18 protein-coding genes are annotated in these 19,672 nt (G+C 38.7%); 17 read left to right on the top strand and 1 reads right to left on the bottom strand.

Annotated elements, in window-relative coordinates:
- The first annotated feature begins 177 nt into the window (after positions 1 to 177).
- Entirely contained in the window at positions 178 to 819 is a 642-nt protein-coding gene (locus GNT69_RS02825) for a GntR family transcriptional regulator (protein ID WP_203553425.1), read from the top strand.
- 129 nt (positions 820 to 948) lie between these two features.
- Here the strand turns inward: GNT69_RS02825 and GNT69_RS02820 are convergent, their stop codons facing one another.
- Positions 949 to 2,385, bottom strand: a complete 1,437-nt coding sequence (locus GNT69_RS02820) for a PucR family transcriptional regulator (RefSeq protein WP_203553424.1) — start codon at positions 2,383 to 2,385, stop codon at positions 949 to 951.
- Between the two features lie 425 nt (positions 2,386 to 2,810).
- Between GNT69_RS02820 and GNT69_RS02815 the strand changes: the two genes are divergently transcribed.
- The 16 genes from GNT69_RS02815 to GNT69_RS02740 all read left to right on the top strand — a co-directional run bounded on the left by GNT69_RS02815 (position 2,811) and on the right by GNT69_RS02740 (position 19,584).
- On the top strand, positions 2,811 to 5,240 hold the full coding sequence (locus tag GNT69_RS02815) for a molybdopterin cofactor-binding domain-containing protein (RefSeq protein WP_203553423.1): 2,430 nt from the start codon (positions 2,811 to 2,813) through the stop codon (positions 5,238 to 5,240).
- The gene (locus GNT69_RS02810; protein WP_203553422.1) at positions 5,240 to 5,761 is read left to right on the top strand and encodes a (2Fe-2S)-binding protein; all 522 of its coding nucleotides are present in this window, start codon (positions 5,240 to 5,242) and stop codon (positions 5,759 to 5,761) included. The genes GNT69_RS02815 and GNT69_RS02810 overlap by 1 nt, the downstream gene beginning before the upstream one ends.
- Before the next feature lie 13 nt (positions 5,762 to 5,774).
- Complete coding sequence (locus GNT69_RS02805; RefSeq protein ID WP_203553421.1) at positions 5,775 to 6,665, top strand: FAD binding domain-containing protein; 891 nt, start codon at positions 5,775 to 5,777, stop codon at positions 6,663 to 6,665.
- An 86-nt stretch (positions 6,666 to 6,751) separates the two neighbouring features.
- Positions 6,752 to 7,615, top strand: a complete 864-nt coding sequence (locus GNT69_RS02800; protein WP_203553420.1) for an MBL fold metallo-hydrolase — start codon at positions 6,752 to 6,754, stop codon at positions 7,613 to 7,615.
- 20 nt (positions 7,616 to 7,635) lie between these two features.
- Complete coding sequence (locus GNT69_RS02795; protein WP_275411157.1) at positions 7,636 to 8,301, top strand: YczE/YyaS/YitT family protein; 666 nt, start codon at positions 7,636 to 7,638, stop codon at positions 8,299 to 8,301.
- Positions 8,302 to 8,326: 25 nt separating this feature from the next.
- Complete coding sequence (locus GNT69_RS02790) at positions 8,327 to 9,277, top strand: 3-hydroxyacyl-CoA dehydrogenase family protein (protein WP_203553418.1); 951 nt, start codon at positions 8,327 to 8,329, stop codon at positions 9,275 to 9,277.
- Between the two features lie 13 nt (positions 9,278 to 9,290).
- Complete coding sequence (locus tag GNT69_RS02785) at positions 9,291 to 9,659, top strand: transketolase C-terminal domain-containing protein (protein WP_203553417.1); 369 nt, start codon at positions 9,291 to 9,293, stop codon at positions 9,657 to 9,659.
- A gap of 51 nt (positions 9,660 to 9,710) precedes the next feature.
- Positions 9,711 to 10,739: an XdhC family protein gene (locus GNT69_RS02780; RefSeq protein WP_203553416.1), complete on the top strand. Its 1,029-nt coding sequence runs from the start codon at positions 9,711 to 9,713 to the stop codon at positions 10,737 to 10,739.
- Between the two features lie 79 nt (positions 10,740 to 10,818).
- On the top strand, positions 10,819 to 11,007 hold the full coding sequence (locus GNT69_RS02775) for a hypothetical protein (protein WP_203553415.1): 189 nt from the start codon (positions 10,819 to 10,821) through the stop codon (positions 11,005 to 11,007).
- A gap of 115 nt (positions 11,008 to 11,122) precedes the next feature.
- Positions 11,123 to 12,112: a thiamine pyrophosphate-dependent dehydrogenase E1 component subunit alpha gene (locus tag GNT69_RS02770; protein WP_203553414.1), complete on the top strand. Its 990-nt coding sequence runs from the start codon at positions 11,123 to 11,125 to the stop codon at positions 12,110 to 12,112.
- A 19-nt stretch (positions 12,113 to 12,131) separates the two neighbouring features.
- Entirely contained in the window at positions 12,132 to 13,112 is a 981-nt protein-coding gene (locus GNT69_RS02765; protein WP_203553413.1) for an alpha-ketoacid dehydrogenase subunit beta, read from the top strand.
- A 12-nt stretch (positions 13,113 to 13,124) separates the two neighbouring features.
- A complete protein-coding gene (locus tag GNT69_RS02760) occupies positions 13,125 to 14,438 on the top strand; it encodes a dihydrolipoamide acetyltransferase family protein (protein ID WP_203553412.1) in 1,314 nt (437 codons plus the stop codon).
- Positions 14,439 to 14,445: 7 nt separating this feature from the next.
- On the top strand, positions 14,446 to 15,831 hold the full coding sequence (lpdA, locus tag GNT69_RS02755) for a dihydrolipoyl dehydrogenase (protein WP_343206439.1): 1,386 nt from the start codon (positions 14,446 to 14,448) through the stop codon (positions 15,829 to 15,831).
- Positions 15,832 to 15,889: 58 nt separating this feature from the next.
- On the top strand, positions 15,890 to 16,924 hold the full coding sequence (locus GNT69_RS02750; protein WP_203553410.1) for a type II glyceraldehyde-3-phosphate dehydrogenase: 1,035 nt from the start codon (positions 15,890 to 15,892) through the stop codon (positions 16,922 to 16,924).
- A gap of 282 nt (positions 16,925 to 17,206) precedes the next feature.
- On the top strand, positions 17,207 to 18,496 hold the full coding sequence (locus GNT69_RS02745) for a phosphoglycerate kinase (RefSeq protein ID WP_203553409.1): 1,290 nt from the start codon (positions 17,207 to 17,209) through the stop codon (positions 18,494 to 18,496).
- Positions 18,497 to 18,510: 14 nt separating this feature from the next.
- Entirely contained in the window at positions 18,511 to 19,584 is a 1,074-nt protein-coding gene (locus GNT69_RS02740) for a tartrate dehydrogenase (RefSeq protein ID WP_203553408.1), read from the top strand.
- Positions 19,585 to 19,672 lie beyond the last annotated feature (88 nt).

Raw genomic sequence — 19,672 nt, 5'->3', positions numbered from 1 at the left:
TTTCTATGTGTGAAACAATGCACAATATATATTTAAAAAAGTGCAGATTTGTAGAATAGAAAAATAAGCGGATAGGGCTTACAATAATTATAGATTATCGATAATATGAAACTTTAATAGGTAAAAGAGAAAATGCATATTCGACTTCCTTGAGAAATGAGGTGAGTAAAGTAGAATATGGCAAATCCAAAAATTCAATCACGGATGGTATATCGCGAATTAATTAGGAATGCAATCTACGATAAAATTGCCAATGGGGATCTTCTTCCTGGAGCAAGAATAATAGAACTTGAATGGGCGAAAGAATTTAGTACGTCACAGGCGCCTGTCCGGGAGGCTTTACGGGACCTAGAATCGATGGGAATCATTGTTTCTATCCCGTTTAAAGGAACTTTTGTCCGACAAATGACGGTAAAAGATTTATTGGATATTCATAAAGTAAGAAGTGGACTTGAGGGGGTAGCATTAAAGAATGCAATTTTAAAAGCAACCGACCAAGACATAAATGAAATGAGTGCGATTTTGAATAAGATGAAGGAGCATACTAAAAGAGGTGAATGGGAAGAGTTTATTGAAGAAGATATTCATTTTCACCGAAGAATTGTAGAACTGGCGGATACAACTGAGTTAATGAAAATGTGGAATCTTTGCAACATTAAATTATGGACAAAATTTAATGTTAAAATATCAAATGCAAATCTTATTAAATTTGCCAATTCTCATGAAGTTATTTATGAAGTTTTGAAAAATCGTCAAATCGAGAGAGCGTTTGATGTGATGGAACATCATTTTGAGGAAATGGTAGAGGATTCTTTTTAAGAGCAAAGGATAAGGTTGATTCATCTGCAAAAAGAAGATTATACAAAAAACCACCCCTTGAATGAGAGCGGATTGGAGTATATGCCGAATCTTTTTTAACTGACGTTGAATTACCTAGATCAACGTCAGTTATTTGTTAAAAATGAAATTTTTACCCGCGATTAAATAAGAGGCTAATAGTTGGTCGATTACGATTGGTTGATTGATATCCACGGATAGGATTGATTTGATTTTATTGATTCGATAACGCAGTGTATTCCGATGAATACATAGAGCATCTGCCGCGGCCGAGCCACTTTGTCCTAAAATCAGAAAATAATATAAAGTCTTTAATAATTCTTGGTGGCCTGTGCGATCTATTTCCATTAATTTAAGGAGATCAGAATGGATTAAAGAATGGAGCCATTCATTGTCTCCAGATGATTCGAAAATAATCTGTGGCAATATGTCTTCCGTAGAAATAAACTGCAGCTTTAATTTTTGTGCATAGTTTGCAGCATGAATACTTTGTTTGTAGCCGTTTGGAAGATTATAACATTCATCAAATAAAAGGCTCTGTCCGATAACAAAGCAATCAGTTGGAACAGATGCACGTATTTGCTTGGTCACAGAGCTAATTGTATCTGCATTCGAATAGGAAATAAAAATAATATCATTTTTATATATGAAACAACTAGAAGTCGGAACGATATTTTTTAACACAGAGGTCAGAGAATCAAGCTGTTTGAAGGAGTCTTCTTTTATCGGCCTAATACAATAAAGCGAAAATAAAAGATTTTCCGGCCAGCCTGCATTGGCTGACAGGGAATGAAATTTTTTAGTATCTATATAACTTCGGAAAAGAGCATCGATAAAAAATGAATCTAGTGATTGTCCTAACTCATTTAACCGTTCGTTTATATCGAAATAATTCAAAATAGCCGTTGATAAAGCCTGAAATAAAATGAAATCGCCAGGCGAAAATTTGGGTACGCCTTTAAAAGCAATCAATTCGCCAAGATAATTTTTCTCGCTAATTAAACTTTGGGTCAAGATGGTTCTAGTTCCTTCTGCATAAATTGTACGAAACATAGGGTTTAACGAGTATAATCCTTCTTTCTCAGAAGGTGATCCAAAATCGAAATGTGAGAGTGAAAGGGGCCAGTTTGTTGACGAGTATAAAACCCCAGAATCAGAAGATATAATTGCAAGGGGAAAATGTAACATGGATTCACCGGCAGTTAATAAACTTGAAATCGTCCCTTTGTTTAGAATTATGTCATGTAGGTTGTCTTCCCATCTAAAAAAAGTTTCAATCATCTGATTTCCTGAGTTTATAATTTGTGAGGGCGTCGCTGATGGAAACAAAATCATGTCTTCCCCTTTGAACATAACCGTACGGTAGTCCGGGTACCCTGCAAGAGTTCCATCGCAAATAGTAGCTGAGCCTTGCAATAATTGATTGCAGTTACGCGAATTAACGGTTGACAAAAAATGAATATCAGCTGTGTCTTTTGAAATAGAGGGGATACAAACAATTTTTTCTTTTGAAAACCAATCTGCAAAATTCCAAAGAGAAAAGTACATTATACATATCACCTTTTATTGTAGTTATTTTCAGTCTAACAAACGTAAAAAATAGCGTCAATGAGCATAAAATCCCTTTCGGATATGGTGTACAGACCTGCACAAGTTTAATAAAAAAAAGTGCGGATTTGTAGGATAGAAAGAAGGATTGAAAGGGTTTATAGTTATTATAGATAATCGATAATCGATAGTATAGCTGGTACAGTAAAACTTTAACCGGTAACAATAAATCTTTTGTTCGGTTATGCAAACCTGCACAAGTCTAATGAAAAAAAGTGCAGATTTGTAGAATAGAAAAAGTATTTGAAAGGGCTTACAATTTTTATAGATAATAGATAATCGATAATCTATTACTAATTATAGTAGAAATTATAGCACAACGTTATAAATTCTGCTAAAAACAATCCATTTAAGGAGGAAATATTGTGAGTATTTCTACAGAAAAGGACACCAATTATATTGGAAAAACGCCTATACGTGTCGATGCATACGATAAGGCTACAGGTAAAGGTCTTTTTGCCAGCGATTATTACAAGTACATTCCCGATTTACTGCATGTCAAAATCTTAAGAAGCCCAGTTGCACACTGTAAAATAACAAAATTAGATGTGGCAAAGGCAGAAGCGATTCCAGGGGTTGCCAAAATTTTCACTGTAGAACGTTCTAATTTCCCAATGGAAAGATTACCAGAGATTTGCCGATTTCCTGTAGATAACGAATGTATTTGGGCAGGTCAACCGATTGCGATTGTAGCGGCAGAAACGGTCGAACTAGCTGAAGAAGCTTTGGATACAATCGAATTTGAATATGAGATTCTTCCATATATTACAAATGTTTATGAAGCACTTGAGCCAAATCCAAAATCAATTGTTGACCCCTATTCTGGGAAAGGTACAGCGATTGACAAATCGAATCCATTTGCCGGGTTTGGGCGTCATAATGAGGTTCAAAGCAAATATACGGGGGAGAATGTTTCTCCAAATATCGTAGGAAACTATGTGATGAACAAAGGTGATGTCGATAAAGCCTTTGAGAAAGCAGATATTATTTTAGAAAGAGAATTCTGTACGGGAAGAAGAACAACGACTTCTCTAGAGCTAGCAACAGCAATTTGTCAATATAATTCAGATGACAGCCTCACACTTTATGGCAATGGGATGGGCGTTCATGGTGTGATTAAATCAGCGTTAGTCAATATTTTTGAAATCCCGGAAACAAAGGTTCGAATTGTTCAGCCATATGTTGGCGGATCTTTTGGCGGACGCCTTACCCCTTATGTGGAAGTTCTATGTGCGATGATGAGCTTGTATCTGAAGAAAAGCTGTGCTTATCAATATACGAGAAAAGAACAATTCACTGGTGCACCTTCAGCTTGGCCAGTATATACAAGAGTTAAATTCGGTGCTACAAAAGATGGACGTATCATCGCACAAGATTACGATCTTGTTGAAGAAATCGGAGCAATCCAAAATAATATCGGCTACACAGGTCGCCTTTCTTCTTCTGGTGCGGTATGTGTATATGATGTTGAAAATATAAAAATGGATACGTGTGCGGTCGTAACAAATGCTACACCGGTAGGTCCTTTCAGAGGATTAGGTTGTCCAGAATCTGAGTTTGGTATAGAAGCGATGATTAACGAACTTGCCGACGAGCTGGGGATGAGTCCGGTTGATATTCGTATCAAAAACTCAATCAAAAAAGGCGGCGAAGACGGCTATGGTGAAATCGTTACAAGTATTGGCGTCGACAAATGCCTGCAATCCGTTAACGAGAAGATCAAAGTAGAAGAGCCATCCGAACAGGAACCAAATTCACCTTGGAAAAGAGGAAAAGGAATTGCAGTCGGTGGGAAGCAAAATACACCGCTTGGCCGTGCTGAAGCTGTTGTTCGTTACTACAGTGATTCCAGTGTCGAAGTATTAATCAGCTGTGATGAAAATGGTATGGGTGCCATGACGGTTATGGCGCAAATTGCCGCAACGACATTGGGACTCCCTATGGAAAACATTAAAATCATCAAGGGTGACACGGTCGTCACACCTTTTGATAACTATTCTGCATCCTCACGTACGACTTATACAACAGGAAACGCTGTGAAAATTGCATGTGAAGAAGTAATTGAAAAGTTCAAGGAAGAAGTCGGAAGAGAACTTGGCGTTCATAAGAGCAAAGTTGTTGAAATCAAAGGCGGCAAAGCCACTGTTGTTGGTTCAGATATTCAGGAGTTAGAATTATCCACATTGTTCAAACCAATTACACCATTCCAGCAAGGGAACTGGGGCTTAAAGCAACTTTCGCCAGTAGAAGGTCATGGTGTGTTCTGTCCAGCACCAATCAAGATGTGGGACAAAGACGGACTTACAAAGCGTATGTGGAACTGGTTCCAGTATTCAGCATGTGCATTAGAACTCGCGGTTAACGAGGAAACTGGAGAAATTAAATTGTTGAAAGTAGCAAGTGCTGCTGATACAGGGAACCCGATCAATCCTAAGATGGTTGAGGGCCAAATTGAAGGCGGTATCATTATGGCGGCTGGATATGTACTGAATGAAGAGCATTTATACGATGAAAATGGTCATATGAGCAACTATGGATTATCCGATTATCGAATTGGTGATTTCCTCCTTTCACCTAAGCAGGAAAACTTCCTTTCGCTAATTAATCCTGATCCACTTCCAGATGGACCATTCGGTGCTAAGGGAATGGCTGAGTCGATTACAATTCCAGTTGCACCGGCGATTGCAGAAGCATTATATCAAGCAATAGGAATAAGACCGACTTACTTCCCAATGACGGCGGAGCGTGTACTCGAAATGATTAAAGAGAAAAAGGCAATGGAGGGAAAACTGTAATGAAAACATTTGATGATAAGATTGTCGTAAAATTCACAGTAAATGACAGAGAAAGAGAAGTCCTTACAGCACCGAACAAAACGTTATTGGAAGTTTTACGCAGCGACCTCGGCCTTACGGGCACAAAGCATGGGTGCGACGATTCTAACTGTGGCGTTTGTACAATTATTATGAACGGTAATGCAACAAAAGCCTGCTGTACGCTGGTTGGACAGGCTGAAGGGTCAGAAATTGTGACCATTGAAGGCCTTGAAACAGAAGAACATGGCTTGCATCCATTACAGAAATCCTTCATTGAAACTTTTGCGATTCAGTGCGGTTTCTGTACACCTGGGATGATTTTATCAGGCAAAGCTTTATTAGATGAAAATCCAAATGCAACAGAAGATGATATTCGCGAAGCTTTACATGGAAATATGTGCAGATGTACTGGCTACAAGAAAATTACAGAAGCGATTGAAGTGGCTCGTGACGAAATGAACGCGGTTTCATCAAAAGAAAAGATAAGTGTAAATTCATAAGGGGGGAAAAATCATGGCAATAAAGTTTAATAAATATTTCCGGCCAACTTCAGTAGAAGAAGCAATCGGATTATTACAGGAATATGGTAATGACTGCAAAATATTAGCTGGCGGGACGGATTTAGTACTTAAATTCAAAATTAATGGGCTAAAAACAAATGCGGTTATTGATATTAACGCAATTCCAGAGCTAAAACAACTCAACTATACTAACGATGGTATAGTAATCGGTTCGAGTATAGATTTAAGAAGCCTATCAAAAGATGAAAAACTTAAAAACAGCGAATGGGAAATTGTTTCCAAAGGTGCAGGTCATGTTTCAAGCACACAAATTCGAAATAGTGCAACCTTGGGAGGCAACGCTTGTAATGCATCTCCAAGTGCTGATGCGGTCCCAGGTCTCATGATTTCTGATGCGGTTATCAATGTTGTAGGTCCGAATGGGAAGCGAGACATCAACATCGAAGACTTTTTCGTCGCGCCAGGCAAAACAGTTCTCCAGCCAGATGAACTGGTTTTGAGCTTTACCCTTCCTTATCAGGGAGATCGCTGTGAAGCAGCTTATCATAAGCATGCGATTCGTGGGGATACAGATATTTCTATCGTATGTGTGGGAGTAAGAATTCAGCTGGCAGATGATGACACTGTAAGAAAAGTAAGGATTGCCTTAGGAGCTGTAGCGCCAACCCCACTCCGTGCGTATGAGGTTGAGCAGTATCTAGAAGGTAAGAAATTAACTTCGGATGTCATTGAGCAGGCCGCTGCTATGGCAAGAGACTTGGTAAAACCGATCTCTGATCAGCGCGCTTCTAAAGAGTATCGTAAAGAGATGATTTACGTAAATGTTAAACATATGATTGAAGAAGCGGTTAATAAGATTACTAGCAAAGTGTTAGTAGGTTAATAAAACCACGATAGTAGAATACAGCCTGAGAAAAGACAGGCTAATATTTCTCAGGTGTGTTCTATTCATGGTAGAAGGAGAAAGACATGCAGAAATTAACTGAAAACGTCTATACAGAAACAAAAATTCGTGGTTCTAATCCAAGTATCGTCTTCACAAAAGAAGGTTCAGTTTTTATTGATACAGCCCAGTGGATTACAACATTGCTGGAAATGAGAAAGTTTGCTTTAGAAAGAGGACCAATCAAGTATTTAATCAATACTGAACCACATATTGACCATATTTTTGGAAATCACTGGTTTGCCGGAGAATGTCCTGTCATTGGTCATGAGAAGCTTGGAAAGGATTTTTGGGAAATACCTCCTGCATTTAATCAGACAACCTATGATTATAGCTTAGATGTTATTAAGCGCCAAGATCCAGGAGGATTAAAGAATATGCCGAAAGAGGAAGAGTATATTTTAAATCCTCCAAATATAACATTTTCTGACCAAATGTCTTTCCGCTTAGGCGACCATACTTTTGAACTTTACCATACACCAGGGCATTGTGATTCCCAAATAGCCGTTTATGTACCGGAAGAAAAAACCGTTTTTGTCGGTGATACCATTTTTGCTGATTGTCAAATTTGGTTACATTCGGCACAGCCGGATGAGCTTTTAAAATCTCTTGATTTTCTAAATAGTTTGGATGTGGATTACATCGTTCCAGGTCACGGCCCGGTTGTAACGAAAGAAGCAATTTTCAAGAATAAGAAATTTGTATATGACTGGTTTTCTGCCGTTTCCGATGGGATTGCAAAAGGATGGAGCAAAGAAGAATGTGTGAACAATATCAATTTTGCTGACAGATGTCCAGTCGATATTGGGCAGTCAGACGCGATGGATTACATTCAGACACATAACGTAATGGTTGCTTATGATTATCTAATGGGCAAGTTAAATAAATAGGAAATACTTTTCCTTCATATATGAAAATAGTAAAACAATATATCATTTATATTCTGGGAATTGTGATTTTGTCCTTTGGTCTTGCATTAAACGTAAAAAGCTACCTAGGTGTTGCACCCATTTTAACGATGCCTTTAAGCGTTTCCGAGATGATGAATTGGAATTTTGCCTTCACACTTTTTTTGTTTTATATCCTTTTTATTTTGTTGCAAGTTCCTTTGAAGGGAAAAAACTTTAAAGTATTTGATTTCATGCAGTTCCCAATCAGCCTGGTGATCAGCAAGTTGCTCGATATATTTACTGGCTGGATTTGGATTACGGAAGAAGATTCGATTCTCATCCGCTTAATCGTTCTTGGACTGGCTATTGTCCTTACCGGTATTGGTGTAGCCATGTCAGTAGCGATGAAGAAGGCGCCTAACCCGGCAGATGGTTTGGCACAAGCAATTGGTGAGAGATTTCGATTTGGACTGGGAACAGGAAAGAATATTTTGGACTTGTTGAGTATCGGAATTGCTTTCATTATTTCGATGGTTTATTTTCATTATCCAATCGGGATTGGAATTGGAACGGTTGCCGCCGGACTACTAGTTGGTCGAGTGATTGCGGTTTTTAACAGGATGTGTAAAAAACGACTGGATGATATGACTGGAATTTCGGATAGTCGTACAACAATCAGTCATTAGAGATCTTGGGAGGAGTTATGAAGTTATGAAGTTAGATCATATTAACGAAATCGGCATTATTGGCACAGGGATGGTCGGAACAAGCCTTGCGGTCCTGTTTACGGGACATGGCTACAAAACGACTCTTTATACATTAAATGAGCAACAACAAGCGGAGAGCCAGAAAAAGTATGACAGCTTTTTTCAGGAACTGATTGACAGAGAGCTTGTAAAGCAAGAGCAGGCAGAGGTGTGTGGGAAATACCTTAATTATACCGAGAAGTATGAGGATCTTGCTGACGTTGATTATGTTTTTGAATGTACAAGTGAAGATATCAATGTAAAGTACAGTATTTACAAGGAAATCGAGAAGTTTATTAAAAACCCAAAAGCGATTGTGTCGACAACTTCAGCTTTGTCTGTAGACGATCTTGTTAAGGGACTAGATCAATTTAAAGATCGGTTAATTGTTGCGCACCCGTTTTATCCGCCTCATCTAATTCCATTTGTTGAAGTAGTTAAAAGCTCCTATACAGCTGCCGGGGTTACAGAAGATGCTGTTGAATTGCTTGAATCAGCTAGCCGCGAGGTCGTTGTCCTAAAGAAAAGTGCACCGGGATTCATTGCCAATCGCTTACAGCATGCTCTTTTCAGGGAAGCAATTCATATTGTTGAACAGGGAATTGCAGATGCAAGGGATGTAGATAAGGCAGCAATGTACAGTTTTATGCCTAGATATACCTCGATTGGAATCTTTGAACACCTGGATAATTCAGGGGTGGATTTAAATTATAATATTGAAAATTACCTTTTCAAGGATTTAAGCGCTGCAGATAAGGCACCAAAACTAATTTGTGATCTTATGGAACAAGGTGCATACGGAGTGAAAGCTGGCAGAGGCATTTATGACTGGAGCAATGTCGACATGGAAGACTTTAGTGAAAGAATAAGCGCGCCATATTGGAGGTATTTTAGCTGGAATTTACCAACTGAGTAATGATGGATTAAGAGTGACAGGAGGGATTTTTATACTACCATCGCTAGCTTTTGAAGGAACGACAAAGGTCATTAATAAAGGTGTGGATATTACTTTAATTGCAGACTCTGACTCTGTCGATTTTGCTTTTGGTGTGTCTAGAGTACTAAGTGTAATGGGGGTTAGTGCGGCGGTTCTGCAAGTCACTTGTTTAGCTCCTTTTGATAGTAAAACAATGGAATATTTTGAGCAGACAACGAGAAAATTAATCTTTTTAACTACGGAACTCCTAGAAGCAGCTGAAAAGCATCTCAAGGCAGATACAGATGCTGTTGTTGCAGAGCTGATGGAGAAAGAAATTTATATAAAGAAATTAATGGAAATGATTAAGCCGCAAAAATAGAAGAACAGACATCGAACCATAATAGTGAAGGGGATAGGGGGATAACCTTAAATGGGATTTTACGATACTATTTATAACTTAAAACCTGGTAACAAATATATTACGGCTCAAATTCTGTCAGGTCAGCGAAATGGCGAAAAGGCAATCTGGTCTGATCGTAAACTATTTTATTGTACGCAAGACCGGGAGTTTTGGGAAAGGAATTTTCCAAGTGATATGGAAATCCCGATTGGTAAAATTCTCGAAATTGAGGGTGAAAAAGTCTATACGGAAATGTTGAATGAGGAAAAGAAGCTTGTCATCTGTGGCGCAGGTCATGTTGCCATTCCCGTAGTCAAAATGGGGAAAATGTTGGGGTTCCATGTCACAGTCATCGATGATCGATATGATTTTGTAAAGCAAGCGGAGGAAGCAAATGCTGACAAAGTGTATTGTGAGGATTTTGAACACGCGCTAGCAAAAATACATGGTGATAATAATACGTATTTTGTCATCGTCACAAGGGGACATCGTTCCGACCGATTATGCCTGAAAGCCGTTCTTAACAAGAAGCATGCTTATATCGGAATGATTTCAAGCAAAGGTAGGGCATACAAACAATATCGGGAATTGTTAAAGGAAGGTTACGATGAGGCGCTTTTAAAGTCAATCCATTCTCCAATTGGCTTAAAAATCAACGCGGAAACACCAGAAGAAATTGCGATATCCATTATAGCTGAAATTATTCAAGAGAAAAATGCGATTTCCGCTACTACTGGATACGATAAAGAGCTCCTTCTTGCTGCGGTGGGACAGGATGAAAAAGCAAAAGCGATGAAGAAAACGATGGTTACGATTGTAGGAAAGAAAGGTTCGAGTCCAAGAGGTGTTGGGACGAAGATGATTGTTTTAGAAAATGGGACTAGGATTGGAACGATCGGCGGTGGGTGCGTTGAAGCCAAAATGTATGATACGGCCATAAGATGTATGTATGACGGGAAATCGAAGTTAGTTGAGTATGTAATGACTGAACAAGCAGCAGAGGAAGAAGGAATGGCCTGCGGCGGCATTGTACAAGTATACCTTGAAAATATTTCTTAAATGTTTTTTGGGAAATTGTAGGGTTGAAAATTTAATTGTTTAAACACATCTCGTATAAACCAACAGGAGTTGATATTACATGAGAAGACTCTATTGTGCTTGTGATTATTGTGTTCATTTGCTATCAAAAAATGGTTGGTATATGACTTGTTCTGCTTTTCCTAATGGAATCCCCTTAGGGCAATTTGAGGCTTCCGAATATAAAGATTGTCATAACGGCTATCGTTATGAAAAAAGAGTAGAAAAAGAAAGTACATGCTCCTCTTGATCTATGAATCTAGAGGGAATTTCAATAAATATATTATCGATAATCAATAATTTGGTGGAATTGACTATTCGTAGTAGTCGATAAGGAATCATCGAAAAATCTAGGAGGTAAAACAATGGCGAACTTAACAGAAGTCAGCAACTCTTCTTATACACCAGAAAAATTAAAAACAATGTTACACGACATGATATTAATTAGAAGTTTTGAAGATACATTAAAAAAGTTTTATCAACGAGGAAAAATACACGGAACGATGCATTTATGTATTGGCCAAGAAGCAACGGCTGTTGGGGCATGCGCAGCGTTAACAAAGGAGGATAAAATCACAAGTACCCACCGTGGCCATGGTCATAGTATTGCTAAAGGTACGGATGTTAAGCAAATGACGGCTGAATTATTAGGAAAAGAAACTGGGTATTGCAAAGGAAAAGGTGGTTCAATGCATATTGCCGACATGGAGGTAGGCAATTTAGGAGCAAATGGAATTGTATGTGCAGGCTTACCTTTAGGTACAGGTGCAGCACTAACATCAAAAATGAAAAAGTTAGGCTATGTCGTTTTATGCTTTTTCGGTGATGGTGCATCAAATGAAGGGGCTTTCCATGAATCTCTTAATTTAGCATCTGTATGGAAACTTCCAGTTATTTTCTTCTGTGAAAATAATTTATACGGAATGTCAGGTCCAATTAGAGAAACAATCAATATCGAAAATATTTCAGAACGGAGTGTGGCATATGGAATACCAGGCGTTACGATTAATGGCAATGATGTATTGGAGGTAGCGAGAACGACAGAAAAGGCAGTAGAAAGGGCTAGAAATGGTGAAGGCCCTACATTAATAGAGGCTCTTACATATAGATGGGAAGGCCACTCACGGAGTGATGCCAGAAAATATCGAACGAGAGAAGAAGAAAAGGATTGGAAGAATAATCGAGATCCTATTCAGTTGTTTAAAGAAAAGTTAATGACCGAAAACGTAATCACAGAAGAAGAATATAAAAGAATTGAACAACAAGTGGAAGCAGAAATGGTTGAAGCAGTAGAATTTGCTGAAAATAGTATGGCTCCTAGTTTAGAAACTTTAACTACAGACATTTTCGCATAATAGAAAGGTGATGAATAAAATGAGAGAGATTAGTTATTCAGAAGCAATTCGAGAGTCTATGAGTCAAACAATGCGCAGTAATGAAGATGTATTTATTATGGGGGAAGATATCGGAGTTTACGGAGGAGCGTTTGGTGTAACAAATGGGATGATTGATGAGTTTGGGCCAGAACGAGTAAGAATTACCCCTATTTCAGAGGCTGCGATTAGTGGCTGCGCAGTTGGTGCGGCAATGACAGGGATGCGACCAATCTTAGAAATTCAATTTTCCGACTTCATTATGATTGCTATGGATAATATTGTGAATCAAGCTGCAAAAATGCGCTACATGTTTGGCGGGAAAGCCAAAGTTCCTGTTGTTGTAAGAATGCCATATGGTTCAGGTGCAGGTTTCGCCGCACAGCATTCACAAAGTTTAGAAGCGTGGATGACACATATCCCAGGTTTGAAGGTTATCCAGCCATCTAGTGCATATGATGCGAAAGGTTTATTGAAGGCGGCCATCAATGATGATAACCCAGTTATCTTCTATGAACATAAGCTCCTCTACAATGTAAACGGAGAAGTGCCAGAGGAGGAGTACGAGATTCCCTTAGGCAAAGCAGATATAAAAAGAGAAGGTACAGATCTTACAGTTGTGGCCACAGGAATTATGGTAAACCGAGCGCTTGAAGCGGCGACAGATTTGGGAAAAGAGGGAATCAGTGTAGAAATCATTGATCCGCGAACTCTAGTCCCTTTAGATACTGAGGCAATCTTAGATTCTGTTAAGAAAACTAGTAGAGTACTAGTTGTTTATGAAGCAGTAAAAAGAGGGGGATACGGAGCAGAAATTGCTAGTATGATTGCTGAAAGCGATGTCTTTGATTACCTCGATGCACCAATTAAGCGTTTAGGAGGGGAAGCCACACCCATTCCGTATAATCCAGAATTAGAAAAAGCTGCCGTTCCACAGGTAAATGACATTATTCGTGAGTGCAGAAATTTAATGAATAGGTAAGGGGGTGACATAATGTCAACGGAGATTTTAATGCCTAAAATGGGCGCAACAATGGAGGAAGGAACAATTGTTTCATGGTTGGTTCAAGCTGGTCAGCCAGTGGAAAAAGGTGACCCTATTGCTGAAATACAAACGGATAAAATTGTCATCGAGGTAGAAGCAGAAACAGATGGGGTTTTGTTAAAAACTTTATACGATGCAGGCAGTGTTGTAAACGTACAAGAGGTCATTGCTTACATCGGTGAAGAAGGAGAAAGTGTTGAAAACCTAGTGGCGGTTGATGCTGAGCCTGAAGAAGTTCAGGAAGCAGTAATGGAAGAAAGAATCGTTACGATAGACCCTAAAACAATTGAGAATAGAATTAGAAGAACGCCAGCTGCGAGAAGGCTTGCCGAAGAAAGTCAAATCAAATTAAGCGAGATAGCCGGAACCGGACCGCTGGGACGGGTTCAAAAAATTGATGTAGAAAATTACTTGAAAAATCATTCACAGAAAATCACACCACTAGCGAAAAAAATCGCAGATGATCAAGGAATCGATTATAAACAAATAACAGGAACTGGACCGAATGGAAAGATTGTGAAAGACGATCTAAGTCATTTAAATGAAAAAGAAGAAATTGTAGCTATTGATCAAGCTGAAAAACGAGTGCCATTTACAGGCATGCGCAAGGTCATTGCGGATCGATTGGCACAAAGTGCATATACGGCACCACATGTAACATTGACTACTGAAGTGGATATGACCAATTGTATTAACTTGCGTAAAGAATTGCTGCCTGTAATTGAAAAGCTGAACGGTTATCGTCTTTCCTATAATGAAGTCATTGTTAAAGCAGCAGCACACACACTGGGAAATCATCCTGCTATTAATGTTTCCTTAAAAAACAATGAGATTATTTACCATTCACAAGTAAATGTAGGCTTTGCCGTCGCTGTGCCAAACGGACTTGTTGTCCCAGTTGTGAAAAGTGCGAACTTATTGGGGCTTGCAGCGGTTACAGAAGAATGTAAAACATTGGCTAAACTTACTCGAGATGGAAAATTGCTTCCAGAACAAATGAAAAATGGAACATTTACAATTAGTAATTTAGGGATGTATGCAATTGATGCGTTCACACCGATTATTAATCAGCCGGAATCAGCGATTTTGGGAGTTGGCAGAATTGTGGAGAAACCAGTTGGAGTAAATGGCGAAATCAAATTAAGATCAATGATGACTCTAAGTCTATCGTTTGATCATCGAATTATTGATGGTGCTCCGGCGGCAGAGTTTTTAACTAGTTTAAAAGAGACCCTTGAAAATCCATATAAATTAATCATCTGAGGTGTAAGTGTTGGAAAAATATGATGTTGTAATCGTAGGAGGTGGACCGGGCGGCTATGTTGCCGCACTCAGGTCTGCTAAAAATGGGAAACGAACAGCTCTTGTTGAAGGGTGGCATTTAGGAGGTACATGCTTAAACAGAGGGTGTATTCCTTCTAAAACACTATTAAATTTTGTAGAAATCATCGAGGAATTAGAAAAGGTAAAAAATTGGGGAATTAAAGTAGAGAATGTGAGCATTTCATTAGCTGAGATGATTTCCCGTAAGGACCAGGTTGTTTCTACCTTAAGAGCGGGAATTAACCATTTATTAAGTAAAGGGAAAATTAATGTCTACAATGGACATGGTACGATTCATGCTGATAAAACCATTACCATTCAATCGGAAGCTGGGAGGCAACAAATATCCGGTGAAAAGATCATTATTGCAACAGGTTCACAACCGGTAATCCCGCCAATTGATGGAATCGATTCAGTCAACTACCATACGACAGATACGATTTTTGATATGAAAAAACTGCCGAAATCAATTGTAATTGTTGGAGGCGGTGTGATCGGTGTAGAGCTAGCTAGCATCTTTTCAGGTCTAAAATCGGAAGTTACAATCGTAGAACTCGCTGATCGACTCATTCCGACAGAAGATGAAGAGGCGTCAAAAATCATTCTTAACACACTAAAGAAAAAAGGAATCAAAGTATTTACCCATAATCAGGTAACATCAGTCAAAGAAACTAGTCATAAAAAGACCATTCAGATTACTTCTAAACAAGGAAATACCGAGGTGATTTCGGCGGACGAACTATTAATAGCGGTAGGAAGAAAGCCAAATCTCTCCGCTGTATCAGAATTAGATTTAAAAATGGATGGTAGATATATAGAAGTAAATGACTATTTAGAAACAAGTAAAAAGGACTTTTTTGCAATCGGTGATGTGATTGGTGGCTTTCAGCTTGCTCATGTTGCTAGTGCAGAGGGGCTAACGGCGGTTGAAAATTTAGATGAAAAGAAAACGAAAATGAATAACAAAGTCATTCCTCGCTGTATTTATACGCAACCACAAGTTGCAAGTGTAGGGATGAGTGAAGCGGAACTACAGAAGAAGAACATCAAATATAAGGTGAATAAATTCCCCCTAGCCGGTAATGGCAAGGCAATGACAATGGGAGCGACAGAAGGATTTTCGAAAGTTATTGTAGATGAAAAATACGGTGAAATTTTAGGTGTAGTCATGGTTGGCCCTTATGTGACTGAAATCATTAGCCAATCTTCAGCTTATATGTTTTTAGAAGGGACTGTCGATGAGTTGGCGCAAATGATTCAGCCTCATCCTTCTGTCTCAGAAGTGTTGATGGAATCAGCCAATGCGCTAATTGGAAAAGGAATTCACTCTTAAACGGAACGAATTAAATCGTAACGAATAATCAAGACAAAAAATCTAGGAGGGAATCGTAATGAGAAAGGTTAAAGTTGGGGTTGCAGGTTATGGTGTCATTGGGCTTCGTTTAGCGACAGGTGTTTCTTTACAAGAGGATATGGAGCTTGTAGGAGTGTCCGATGTGGCACCGACACTTTCGGTAAGAGGCCTGGTTGAGGCGGGGATGCCGTATAAATTTTATAATGCAATGCCAGAAAACGAAGGAAAATTGAAAGAAGCAGGAGTACCCATTTCCGGAAGTATGGAAGATTTAGTAGAACAATGCGATATTATTTTGGATGCTTCACCAGGTGGAGTTGGATTGAAAAACAAAGAATTATATAAAAAAATGGGAAAAAAGGCTGTCTTTCAGGGCGGGGAAAAAAACGAAGTAGCCGATGTTTTTTTTCACGGATATGCGAACTATGAAAAAGGACTTGGAAAAGACTTTTTGAAACTTACATCATGTAATACAACCGGCTTAATAAGAGTGGTAGATTGTCTTGACAAAGCGGTCGGTGTAGACAAGCTTGCCATAACAATTATTAGAAGAGTAGCTGACCCAGGCGATTATCATAGAGGATTGACAAATGCCTTACAGATGGAAAAAGCACCTAACCATCAGGCCGTTGATTTAATGAGCATTATGCCACATATTGACGCTACAGGACTCTTAGTCCATACTCCGGTTACACATGGACATATTATCACGGTTGTAGCAAAAACAAGGAAGAAAATGAATAAAGAAAATACCCTAGAGATAATTGAATCTCATCCGAGGATAAGAACAGTAAAAATAGAAGATGGTTTCATTGGAAACGCATCAATCTTTAGGTATGCGAGAGATATGGGCAAATTAAGAGGAGATCTTTATGAAATCGCTTTATGGGACGAGTCGATCGTAAATTCAGGTGATGACATCATGTTCGCCATTCATATTCCACAAGAATCCGTCGTCATCCCAGAGAGTATCGATGCAATCAGAGCAGCCATGAGTATGCAGTTAACAGGTGAAGCGGCAACGAATGAAACAAATAAGTATCTAGGTATGAAAGCACCTGCTTTAGTATGAAAATAAATCAACATAACTATCATGAAAGAGTCACCTAAAAAGTGGCTCTTTCATATCATGACAAGTTTCTCGCAGATTAACGGGCCGTAATACCCCCCACTTCAAAATTTCGAGTGAACGAGCAAAGATAAGTGGGGGATAAACGGCCCATAAATGCCCGATTGGTTCAACTAACCATCAGTGGGGGATGAAGTAAACCCCCACTGATGGAAGTTTCACTTTATCAATAAAAAATCGACGGAGCGAATTTGATATTCATTTCTTACAAATGGAGGACCGTTTATGAAGTACGGAATTAATACGCTTGATGATATCCCACTTAAGGGAAAAACCGTTCTTTTGCGTTTAGATATTAATCAGCCTGTTGATAAAGAATCGGAAACATTAAAAGATATTACGAGAATAAGAGCAACCATTCCGACATTAATAGAATTGCATGCAAAAGGAGCTAAGGTAGTTATTTTAGCCCATCAAGGCAGTGATATTGAATATCATAACTTTTATACAACAAAGCCACATGCAAAGGTTCTTTCTGAACTTCTAAATATGCAAGTGAAATTTATCGAAGATGTCTGTGGTCCTGCGGCATTAGAAGAAATAAAAAATTTGCAAGATGGTGAGATTCTTCTCCTTGATAATGTCAGATTTATTTCCGAGGAGCAAACATTGTTTGAGAAAAATCTTAAATTATCACACGAGGAACAAGCTCAAACATTGCTTGTGCGGAAATTAGCCCCGCTTGCAGATTTTTATATATGTGATGCTTTTGCAGCTGCCCATAGAGACCAACCTTCCTTATGTGGGTTCCAACAAGTGTTGCCTTCCGTAATGGGGAGGCTGTTTGAGGATGAATATGGCTTACTTTCAAGGATGATGGAAAAGCCTGAAAGAGATTGTGTCTTTATTTTAGGTGGTGCAAAGATTGCAGATGCTTTTTCAATGATGAATACAGTTTTGGAGAATGAATCAGCTGATTTTATTTTAACAGGTGGTGTGGTTGCAAACATCTTATTGGGTGCGGATGGGGTGGATATTGGAAAAACCTCGCTTCATTTTATCCAAAAACAAGGTTATGAAAAATTCATTGAATCTGGCAAAGAGTTAATTGAAAAATACAAAGATAAAATAATCCTACCTACGGATTTGGCATATGTAGTCAATGGGAAACGAATAGAAGCGAGTATTCATCAACTCCCAAATGAGTTTGGACTCGTTGATATCGGTGAAAATACAATCTCCATTTATAAAGATATGATCAATAATGCACAAACTATATTCGTCAATGGCCCGATGGGGATATTTGAAAAGAACGAAACTGAACTAGGTACAAAACAAATATGGAAAGCACTATCTGAAACGAAAGGATTCACTGTTATTGGCGGCGGAGATAGTATTTCAGCAACGAATAAGTACCATCTTCAAGAAGGGATGAATTATATATGTACCGGTGGAGGAGCATTGATTCGGTTTTTATCCGGTGAGGAATTACCGGTCGTGACCGCATTAAAAAAATCAGCTGAACTTTTTAAAACAGAATTTCATGTTGTTGAATTTAAAATAGGACTGAAATAAAAGGAGAAAAAACGATGAAAAAACAGTATAAAATAGCAGTTATTGCTGGGGATGGCATTGGACCAGAGGTGTTAAATGAAGGAATAAAAGTGTTAGAAACGATTGCTGAGCTCGATTGTTCCTTCGAATTTCAATTTACTCATTTCCCTTGGGGTTGTGAATATTACTTAAAGAATGGAAAGATGATTGACGATGATGGCTTGGAACAATTAAAAGCTTTTGATGCGATTTATTTGGGTGCAGTTGGTTTTCCGGGAGTACCGGATCACATCTCTTTATGGGACCTTTTACTAAAAATCCGCAAAGGTTTTGATCAATATGTCAATCTTCGACCGATTACTTTACTTGATGGTGCCCCATGTCCACTCAAAGATGTGAAGCGTGATCAAATTGATATGCTGGTCATTCGTGAAAATAGTGAAGGCGAATATGCTGGAGCAGGGGATTGGTTATTTAAAGGGCAGCCAAATGAGGTCGTTTTACAAAATGGAGTTTTTTCTCGTGTAGGCACAGAAAGAATTATTCGCTATGCGTTTGAAGAAGCGAGAAAACAAGGGAAAACGTTAACGAGCATCAGTAAAGGAAATGCATTAAATTATTCCATGGTCTTTTGGGATCAAGTATTTGATGAGGTAGCAAAAGAATACCCCGATGTAAAAACGTATTCCTATTTAGTCGATGCGGCGGCCATGTTCTTTATTAAACAGCCAGAACGTTTTGAAATCGTCGTTACCTCTAATTTATTTGGTGATATATTAACCGATTTAGGAGCAGCCATTGCAGGGGGAATGGGACTAGCTGCTGGTGCAAATATTAACCCTGAACGGGAATTCCCATCCATGTTCGAACCGATCCATGGTTCTGCACCAGACATTGCCGGAAAAGGAATCGCTAATCCTTTAGCATCCATTTGGTCAGCAAGTCAGATGCTTGACTTTTTTGGCTATGAACAATGGGGAAAAGGAGTTTTAAAGGCAATCGAACAGGTGATGGTAGATGGAAAAATGTTGACACCAGATATGGGTGGCAATGCTAGTACTTATGAAATTGGGGATGCAGTAGTCGAAAAAATGAAGGAATTGAAGTAGTCTTAAGAATTGTCTTGGAGGTAATTCCTTTGATGAAAGAAATCAATTGGAATGACACTTGCTTATAAATTAGTTCAGTGAAAAATTA

Origin of the sequence: Bacillus sp. B15-48 (assembly GCF_016879755.1) — a bacterium.
Classification (GTDB): Bacteria; Bacillota; Bacilli; order Bacillales; family Cytobacillaceae; genus Mesobacillus_B.
The sequence above is the reverse complement of the archived record's forward strand: the minus strand, read 5'-3'. Positions and strand labels throughout refer to the sequence as shown.

Bases quoted from the DNA above. Each gene is read 5' to 3' on its own strand.
- GNT69_RS02825 (WP_203553425.1), top strand. From the start codon at position 178: ATGGCAAATCCAAAAATTCAATCACGGATGGTATATCGCGAATTAATT.
- GNT69_RS02820 (WP_203553424.1), bottom strand. From the start codon at position 2,385: ATGTACTTTTCTCTTTGGAATTTTGCAGATTGGTTTTCAAAAGAAAAA.
- GNT69_RS02810 (WP_203553422.1), top strand. From the start codon at position 5,240: ATGAAAACATTTGATGATAAGATTGTCGTAAAATTCACAGTAAATGAC.
- GNT69_RS02805 (WP_203553421.1), top strand. From the start codon at position 5,775: ATGGCAATAAAGTTTAATAAATATTTCCGGCCAACTTCAGTAGAAGAA.
- GNT69_RS02800 (WP_203553420.1), top strand. From the start codon at position 6,752: ATGCAGAAATTAACTGAAAACGTCTATACAGAAACAAAAATTCGTGGT.
- GNT69_RS02795 (WP_275411157.1), top strand. From the start codon at position 7,636: ATGAAAATAGTAAAACAATATATCATTTATATTCTGGGAATTGTGATT.
- GNT69_RS02790 (WP_203553418.1), top strand. From the start codon at position 8,327: ATGAAGTTAGATCATATTAACGAAATCGGCATTATTGGCACAGGGATG.
- GNT69_RS02780 (WP_203553416.1), top strand. From the start codon at position 9,711: ATGGGATTTTACGATACTATTTATAACTTAAAACCTGGTAACAAATAT.
- GNT69_RS02775 (WP_203553415.1), top strand. From the start codon at position 10,819: ATGAGAAGACTCTATTGTGCTTGTGATTATTGTGTTCATTTGCTATCA.
- GNT69_RS02770 (WP_203553414.1), top strand. From the start codon at position 11,123: ATGGCGAACTTAACAGAAGTCAGCAACTCTTCTTATACACCAGAAAAA.
- GNT69_RS02765 (WP_203553413.1), top strand. From the start codon at position 12,132: ATGAGAGAGATTAGTTATTCAGAAGCAATTCGAGAGTCTATGAGTCAA.
- GNT69_RS02760 (WP_203553412.1), top strand. From the start codon at position 13,125: ATGTCAACGGAGATTTTAATGCCTAAAATGGGCGCAACAATGGAGGAA.
- GNT69_RS02750 (WP_203553410.1), top strand. From the start codon at position 15,890: ATGAGAAAGGTTAAAGTTGGGGTTGCAGGTTATGGTGTCATTGGGCTT.
- GNT69_RS02745 (WP_203553409.1), top strand. From the start codon at position 17,207: ATGAAGTACGGAATTAATACGCTTGATGATATCCCACTTAAGGGAAAA.
- GNT69_RS02740 (WP_203553408.1), top strand. From the start codon at position 18,511: ATGAAAAAACAGTATAAAATAGCAGTTATTGCTGGGGATGGCATTGGA.